Source organism: Loktanella sp. R86503 (assembly GCF_042466455.1).
Taxonomy (GTDB): domain Bacteria; phylum Pseudomonadota; class Alphaproteobacteria; order Rhodobacterales; family Rhodobacteraceae; genus Loktanella.
Genome location: NZ_JAXHCI010000002.1, coordinates 3,018,881 through 3,025,035 on the forward strand (window position 1 = coordinate 3,018,881; position 6,155 = coordinate 3,025,035).

Here is a 6,155-nt window from a genome sequence, read left to right on the forward strand (position 1 = left end):
TCCTCCCGAGCAGAGGTGCGGCCGCCCCGGTGGCCGCACTTCAACTTTATCCTTTGATCCGATCAGAAAGCACTCCGATGCCTCCTCGCACGACACCCATGCTGGACGAGCCCAAGACTGGACGTCTGACCATTCAATACGGGCCAGCCGACGGCTTTGCCGTGGCAGAAAACCCGCCGCGTTTCACATGGCTTCCAGTGATCGAGGACGAGGCACAATACGTGCTGCGTATGTCGACCGACCCGTCCTATCCGGCGAAATCGACCCATACCTTTTCCGGCATCGCGCTGAACTTTTTCACGCCTGATACCGTGTTGCCCGCCGGCGATTACGTCTGGTCCTACGCTGTCTGTGACGACGCGGGCCAAGCCGTCACCGCATGGAGCACCGATCGCAGCTTTACCGTCGCGGCAGACCTGCCCGAAACGCCGCTGGCCAGCCGCAAGACACGCTTTGCCATGGCAAACCGCAGTCACCCGCGCCTGTGGCTGACGCCGGACCGGCTTGACCAATTCCGCAGCGACGTTGCGGCTGACGCCGATCATTGCACATGGTCCACCTTCTTTGAAAAATCCGTTCTGCCGTGGATGGACCGGGACATCATGCCCGAACCTGCGGGCTATCCGGATCATAAGCGCACCGCGCCGATCTGGCGCCAGACCTATATCGACTGTCAGGAACTGCTTTACGCGATCCGCCATCTGGCCATCGGCGGACAGGTCACCCGCGACGCCGACATGCTGGCCCGTGCCAAGGACTGGCTGCTGTCTGCCGCGGCCTGGAATCCGGCCGGCACGACGTCGCGCAGCTATACCGACGAATGGGCGTTCCGCGTGAACGTTGCCCTCGCTTGGGGTTATGACTGGCTTTACGACCAGCTGACCGAAGAAGAGCGCACGACCGTGCGCACTGCCCTGCTGGCCCGCACCCGCGAAACCGCAGACCACATCATCAAGCACGCGAATATTCACCTGTTCCCCTTTGACAGTCACGCTGTGCGTGCCGTGTCTGCCGTGCTGATCCCGGCATCCATCGCCCTGCTTGACGACGCACCAGAGGCCGAAGACTGGCTGAACTATTCCATTGAATTCCTGTTCACCGTCTATTCGCCTTGGGGTGACAAGGACGGCGGCTGGGCTGAAGGTCCGCACTATTGGATGACCGGCATGGCCTATCTGATCGACGCTGCGAACCTGCTGAAAGGGTACACAGGCATCAACCTTTATGACCGCCCGTTCTTTCAACGCACCGGCGATTTCCCGCTTTACACCAAGGCACCCGATACCCGCCGCGCCACCTTTGGCGATGACAGCACCATGGGCGATCTGCCCGCGGTCAAGATCGGCTATAACCTGCGCCAATACGCCGGCGTCACCGGCAACGGTGCCTATCAGTGGTATTACGACGAAATCAAACGCACCAACCCAGGCACGGAACAGATGTTCTATAACTGGGGCTGGTGGGACTTCAACTTTGACGAACTTGCCTATCGCACGGATTTCCCGATCATCGATGCCGTCCCCCCTGCGGATGACGACCAGTTCCGCTGGTTCAAAGGCATCGGTTGGGTCGCGATCCAGCACCGGATGCAAGAGCCGGAAAACCATATCCAGTTCGTGATGAAATCCTCGCCCTATGGCTCGATCAGTCACAGCCATGGCGACCAGAATGCGTTCTGTCTGGCAGGGTTTGGCGAAGATCTTGCGATCCAGTCCGGCTACTACGTCGCCTTTAACAGCACCATGCACCAGAACTGGCGCCGCCAGACGGTGTCCAAGAACGCCATTCTGGTCAACGGCAAGGGTCAGTATGCGGGCAAGGACAAATCGCTTGCGATGCAGTCCACCGGCAAGATCAATATCGCCGAAGACCGCGGCGATCACATCTATATACAGGGCGACGCCACAGCGGCCTATCAGACACTGTCGCCTGAAATTACCTCTGTGCTGCGCGACGTCTATTTCGTGAACAACGAATACTTCGTCATCGTCGATTCCATCGATGCTGATGAACCGGTCGAGGTTGATTTTCTGTTGCACGCCAATGCCCCCATGACGCTGGGCGACACCACATTCCGCTACACAGGCGAGAATGCTGGCTTTTACGGCCAGTTCCTGTGGTCAGAGGCCGGCGTGCCGACCCTGACCCAGCAAACCGGCTTTCCCGATGTTGACCCGTCAGAGATCGCGGGGCTGCCCGTCAGCACCTGTCTGAAGGCGACATTCCCGAAGGCCATCCGCCATCGCATCGCAACCTTGCTGGTGCCCTATCCTACAGCCGCGCCGCGCCGGATCTTCAGCTTCTTGGACGATCAGGGCTACGACTGCGACCTGTACTTCACCGATGCCGATGACCGCTCTTTCCGCGTCATTGTGCCCAAAACATTCGACGTCGGCACATTGCCGGCTTGACCAAAAAACAGGAAGGAAGACACATGAAACTTCAAGGTAAAACAGCGATCATCACGGGCGGCGGCCGCGACATCGGCCGCGCCTGCGCAATTCGCTTGGCAGAAGAAGGCGCAAACGTCGCCATCAACTACTTTTCCAGCAGCGAAGGTGCAGACAGCGCCGTGGCTGAAATCACGGCAGCCGGCGGCAAGGCCTTTGCCCTGCAGGGCGACCTGAACACCCAAGAAGGCGTTGATGCGCTGGTGGGCAAAGCTGTCGCAGATTTCGGCAGCGTCGACATTCTGGTTAACAACACCGGCGGCCTGATCGCACGCAAGAAAATCTCCGAGATGTCGTTAGAGCATTGGAATGCGGTCATGGATCTGAACCTGACTAGCACATTCCTGATGGTCAAAGCATGCCTGGAACACATGGAATCCGGCACAATCGTCAACTTGGCCAGCCAAGCTGGCCGTGACGGCGGTGGCCCGGGTTCGGTTGCCTATGCAGCGTCCAAAGGTGCGGTCATGACGATGACTCGCGGCCTTGCAAAAGAGCTTGGCCCAAACATTCGCGTCAACGCGCTTTGCCCTGGCATGATCGATACGGACTTCCACAACGTCCACACCAAGCCAGAGGTCCGCACCTTTGTCGAAAACGCATCCCCGGTAAAGCGTCAGGGCATGCCCGTCGATATCGCAAATCTGGTGTTGTTCCTGGCCTGCGACGACAGCGCGTTCATCACGGGCGCAAACGTCGACATCAACGGTGGCATGCTGTTCAGCTAATTGCTGCAGTCGTTCAAAGGCGGGCCATGATCTGGCCCGCCTTTTTCCGCTTATAAAAAGTCGTCGCGCCGCGGCGTAAAGCAATCCACCAACAATCCCGGTTCTAGGCAGACGCAACCATGCACCACATTTGATGCTACAACAAAGCTGTCGCCTGGACCCACTTCGGTCTCTACGCCGTCAACCGTAAAGCGAAACCGCCCTTCTTTGACAAAGGTCGATTGCACATGCGGATGATTGTGCAGCGCGCCCTCTGCGCCTTTGGCGTCGAACCGAAAGGCGACAACCATCAGATCAGGATGATCGGCCAGCACCTGCCGCGTTACATGCTCGCCAGTACTGACGACCGGAAATTCACTCATATCATTTGCCTCCTGTGATATGCCCGCCCTTGCCCGCCTTTCATGCGCAATGCAGATCCTTGATCTGGTGCAGAAGTTGCAGGCAAGACTTATCGTTAATCTTGCAACCAATCCGCCGGGTTGCAATGGTATACTAGTCTAACATGCGAAGGCTGCAACATGACCTCCACGCCCATCCTGTCCCCAACCGCCCCCTCCACAGCGCTCCGCTTTCTTTCGATCGGTGAATGCATGGTCGAAATGGCACCCGGCGATGCACCCGGGGCGTTCCAGATGGGTTTTGCCGGTGATACCTTTAACACGGCTTGGTACATGCGCGCCCTGCGGCCCGATATCGCCACACAGTACTTTACCAAGGTCGGCACGGATGCCGTATCGGACGCGATGTTGAAAAAGATGACAGACGCGGGCATCGACGTCTCTCATGTCGTGCCGTCCAAGACCCGTACAGTCGGTCTTTACATGATTTCGCTGGATCAAGGCGAACGCAGCTTTTCTTATTGGCGGTCCCAATCTGCGGCAAGGCAGCTGGCTGATGATACGCAGGCTCTGGCGCAAGCCATGGGGGCGGCGGACCTGATCTATCTTTCCGGGATCACGATCGCCATCCTCGACCCTGCCGGCCGCGATGCCCTGCTTGACGCGATCCAATCAGCCCGTCGCCACGGCAAAACCGTCGCTTTCGATTCAAACCTTCGCCCGCGCCTTTGGGCGAACGAAAAACAGATGACATTGACCGTTATGCGGTTTGCCCAAGCTTGTGATATCGTTCTGCCCTCTTTTGACGACGAAGCCGCATATTTCGGAGATGCGACCATTCAAGACACCCTCGACCGTTACCGCACCGCGGGCGCGACAACGGTTGTGGTCAAGAATGGTGCCGGACAGGTCCTATACTGGCACGCAGGTCAGTCCAGCACCGTCACGCCGCCCCCGGTCCCCCATATCGTAGACACAACCTCTGCCGGCGACAGCTTTAATGCCGGCTTTTTCGCAGGCTTGGATCGGGAAATGCCGATGGAGGATCGCATCCTCGCGGCCTCACGTGTGGCGGCCCAGGTCATCGGCGCAAAAGGCGCGCTGGTCGAATTAAAAGAGAGCTGAGTAGCCGTCGCAGTCTGGCTGACATTCCAAATGGCCCGGTTATCTAAGCCACTAAAAAATTGTTCCTGCGATAAAGCCGCGCGCAGAGCGGATATTCAAGGATCTGTGCCCGAAGTTCCCACCAGCTTTGCGTAGGGTCTTTGGGTTAAACCTTTAGTGCTAGTGACCTGCCCCCAGGTCGTCCCTCAGTCATAACGAGAGTCCTTGGGTTTGATAGTCGTCGGTTTCGGGTGTGGCAAGCGCGCCGGGCGCGATGCCATCAAGTAGCTCAAGCGCTCGGCGCGCTTCTGCGGGGGTCTTGTTGCAGAGCGATGAATGCGGCCTGACGTTATTGTAATCGTAGCGCCAGAGGGCCAGCGTTCGGCGGGCGTCGGCCAAGCTGTCGAAGATTTCCTCGTTGAGGCATTCGTCGCGCAAGCTGCCGTTGAATGACTCGATGTAGGCGTTCTGCTGCGGCTTGCCCGGGTCGATGTAATGCCACTCGACCTTGTTGTCGTTCGCCCATTTCAAGATCGCTTTGCTGATGAACTCCGTTCCGTTGTCAGAAACGATGCAGGCGGGTTTTCCATAGACCCGGACCAGAGCATCCAACTCACGTGCGACCCTGGCACCGGAGATGCTGGTGTCAGGAACCAAGCATAGGTTTTCGCGGCAACAATCGTCATTCACCGCCAGAATGCGGAACTTCCGGCAAGCCCCGAAGGTGTCGGAAAGAAGTCCAGCGACCAACGCTGGTTCGGCCGAGACGGCACTGGATCGGTGTGCGGCTGCCTCGCGCCCGTTTCCGGCCTCTGCGGCGGCGCACTGACAGGCCCTCTTCCCGGTAAATCCGGTAAAGCTTCTTTTCGTTCATGATCATGCCCACGCGCTCCAGCAGAACGCCAATACGCCGGTAGCCGAACCGGCGCCGCTTTTCAGCAATCTTGTTCATTTCGAGACGGATCTCCGGGTTGTCGGGCGGCCTCTCGCGCCGCACGGTCTTCGGATCGACACCGATCAAGACGCAGACCCGGCGTTGAGAGATCGGATGATCCCGCATCGCGCGCAGCACTGCGTCCCGCCGTTGCATCGGCGTCGTCAGGGCTTTCCCAAGAGATCCTTCAGCACAACATTGTCCAGCATGACATCTGCCACCAAGCGCTTCAGCTTCGCGTTCTCATCCTCAAGCTGCTTCAGCCGCTTGGCATCGGACAGGTCCATCCCGCCATACTTGGCTTTCAGTTTGTAGAACGTCGCAGGGCTCAGGCCGTGCTTCCGACACAGCTCCGCCGTCGGCAAACCAGCCTCCTGCTCTTTGATCATCCCGATAATCTGCGCTTCGGTGAAACGGCTTTTCCTCATGTCGTCTGCTCCTTCAGGGTTGGGCAGACTCTACATTAGACTGAGGGATTTCGCGGGGGGCAGGTCACTAGGTGTAGCTCGGCGCGGCTGTGTTTTCTGCATGCAGGGGGCGTGCCAAACGCAAAAGGCCTCCCGAGGGAGGCCATTTCGCGATTGAGTAGGATTTCTTG

4 protein-coding genes and 1 pseudogene are annotated in these 6,155 nt (G+C 58.5%); 3 read left to right on the top strand and 2 right to left on the bottom strand.

Going from position 1 to position 6,155, the window contains the following annotated elements; translation table 11 throughout:
- Positions 1 to 77: 77 nt before the first annotated feature.
- Both SJY10_RS15940 and SJY10_RS15945 read left to right on the top strand, forming a co-directional pair.
- Entirely contained in the window at positions 78 to 2,411 is a 2,334-nt protein-coding gene (locus SJY10_RS15940; RefSeq protein WP_386684432.1) for a DUF4962 domain-containing protein, read from the top strand.
- 23 nt (positions 2,412 to 2,434) lie between these two features.
- Positions 2,435 to 3,178 carry an SDR family NAD(P)-dependent oxidoreductase gene (locus SJY10_RS15945; RefSeq protein WP_386684433.1) on the top strand — a complete coding sequence of 248 codons (744 nt, stop codon included), beginning with the start codon at positions 2,435 to 2,437 and terminating at the stop codon, positions 3,176 to 3,178.
- Positions 3,179 to 3,228: 50 nt separating this feature from the next.
- On the opposite strand, the gene SJY10_RS15950 is transcribed toward SJY10_RS15945, so the two are convergent.
- Entirely contained in the window at positions 3,229 to 3,540 is a 312-nt protein-coding gene (locus SJY10_RS15950; protein WP_386684434.1) for a cupin domain-containing protein, read from the bottom strand.
- A 159-nt stretch (positions 3,541 to 3,699) separates the two neighbouring features.
- Between SJY10_RS15950 and SJY10_RS15955 the strand changes: the two genes are divergently transcribed.
- Positions 3,700 to 4,644: a sugar kinase gene (locus tag SJY10_RS15955; RefSeq protein WP_386684436.1), complete on the top strand. Its 945-nt coding sequence runs from the start codon at positions 3,700 to 3,702 to the stop codon at positions 4,642 to 4,644.
- Positions 4,645 to 4,833: 189 nt separating this feature from the next.
- Here the strand turns inward: SJY10_RS15955 and SJY10_RS15960 are convergent.
- Positions 4,834 to 5,985, bottom strand: a pseudogene (locus SJY10_RS15960) (IS3 family transposase).
- Positions 5,986 to 6,155: the final 170 nt, after the last annotated feature.

Bases quoted from the DNA above. Each gene is read 5' to 3' on its own strand.
- SJY10_RS15940 (WP_386684432.1), top strand. From the start codon at position 78: ATGCCTCCTCGCACGACACCCATGCTGGACGAGCCCAAGACTGGACGT.
- SJY10_RS15945 (WP_386684433.1), top strand. From the start codon at position 2,435: ATGAAACTTCAAGGTAAAACAGCGATCATCACGGGCGGCGGCCGCGAC.
- SJY10_RS15950 (WP_386684434.1), bottom strand. From the start codon at position 3,540: ATGAGTGAATTTCCGGTCGTCAGTACTGGCGAGCATGTAACGCGGCAG.
- SJY10_RS15955 (WP_386684436.1), top strand. From the start codon at position 3,700: ATGACCTCCACGCCCATCCTGTCCCCAACCGCCCCCTCCACAGCGCTC.